This window comes from Sutterella parvirubra YIT 11816, from assembly GCF_000250875.1.
Classification (GTDB): domain Bacteria; phylum Pseudomonadota; class Gammaproteobacteria; order Burkholderiales; family Burkholderiaceae_F; genus Sutterella; species Sutterella parvirubra.
In genome coordinates this window covers 9,574-11,112 of sequence record NZ_JH605019.1, presented here as the reverse complement: position 1 = coordinate 11,112, position 1,539 = coordinate 9,574, and the positions used below count along the sequence as shown (strand labels likewise).

The 1,539-nt window shown below is 69.3% G+C and carries 1 protein-coding gene; it reads left to right on the top strand.

Going from position 1 to position 1,539, the window contains the following annotated elements:
- On the top strand, nt 1-1,539 hold a 1,539-nt coding region (locus tag HMPREF9440_RS09940), incomplete at both ends, for a PhnD/SsuA/transferrin family substrate-binding protein (RefSeq protein WP_187364786.1).

Genomic DNA, 1,539 nt, shown 5'->3' with positions numbered 1-1,539 from the left:
CCGCGGAAGCCGTGATCGGGCAGCCTTTCCCGAATCAGTGGATCGTCACACGAAAGACCGCGCTCGCGCAGAGCGCGGAAGCGTCGACCGGGGCGGTCTTCGTCGTGCGGCGCTCGGGCGAAGAGACTGAAGGTGCGGCCCCGGGCGCAACGACCCGCCCGGCCGGGCCGGGCCTTGCGAACCGCATGGGCGCCGCGGTCCGCCCCACGCCCACCACGATCGCCGACCTCGAGGGACTGCGCGCCGGGGCGGCGCTCCCCAATGCGGTCGACGGGTGGCTCGCGGCCGCACTCGAAATCAAGAAGGCTGGGTTCGACCCCGAAACGTTCTTCTCTTCGGTCGCCTTCCGGAACAACGCCTACCCGGACGTGATCTCGGCGCTTTTGGCCGGTCAGGTCGACGTGGCGGTGCTCCCCGCGTGCCTTTTGGAGTCGATCGGCGCGCAGGGGTTGGCCGACCTCTCTCACTTGGCGGTGGTCGCCGAGCGCGACGACCGCGTGGGGCCGGACAACGTCCCCGCTTTGGCCTGCCGCCACTCCACCGCCCTCTACCCGGACGTGAGTCTGCTCTCCACCGGTTTTGCGCCCGAGTCGGTGGTGCGGGACGTGACGATCGCGATGTTGACGCTCCCCACCACCGGGCAGTTCGAATGGCGCACCAACGTCTCGCACGCGGCGGTCCGCGACCTCTTTCAAGCCCTGGAAGTGGGTCCCTACGCGCACCTTCGTGACATGAGCCCGCGGGCGATCTTCTCCCGCTGGAAGACCGAGATTCTCGTGGGGCTTCTCCTTCTTTTGATCCTCGTCGGGAACGAACTGCGGCTTCACGCCTTGGTGCGCCGCCGCACGGAAGAGCTCCGAAGGACGATGGAGGAGAAGGAGCGGGTGGCCGCGGAGGCCGCGAAGACGCGTCTGGAACTCGCCGGGTTCGAACGGCGCTCCATCGTGCAGCAGATGTCCGGGATGATCGCGCATGAGATCAACGGGCCCGTGGGGGCGATCCGGACGTATGCGGCCGTCCTGAAGATGGGCGAAGCGCAGAACGGCGCGAATGGGAACGGTGCCGGGAATGAAGGCGCCGACAAAGCGGACGACCCCGCCCGCCGGATCCGTGAGGAAGCCCTGGCCGGGATCGACCGCGAGGCGGTCCGGATCGCCGGGATCATCGCGGGGGTGCGCCGCTACGCGAAGCGAAGCGGCGCCGCCTTGAAGCCCGTCGACCTCTGCCGTGCCGTGCGCCGGAGCGTCGCGAGCCTCGCCGCCGAAATGGCGCAGCAGGGCGACGCGGAGATGGAGCTCCTCTTCGGGGTCGGCGGCGAATGGGGCGAGGCGAAGGAGGCGAAGAGCCTCTCCGGCCAGAACACGTCGGCGGGCGACGGTGCGAAGGCGGGTTCTGACGTGAAGTCCGGGAAGAACGGCGCGAAGAAGAACGGCAGGAACGGCAAGAACGGGACGAAAGGCAGGACCGATGCGCCCGCCCCCGCCTGTGCGCCCGTGATCCGGCTCCCCCGCACCAAGACGGGCGGATCCGTAGAGGCCT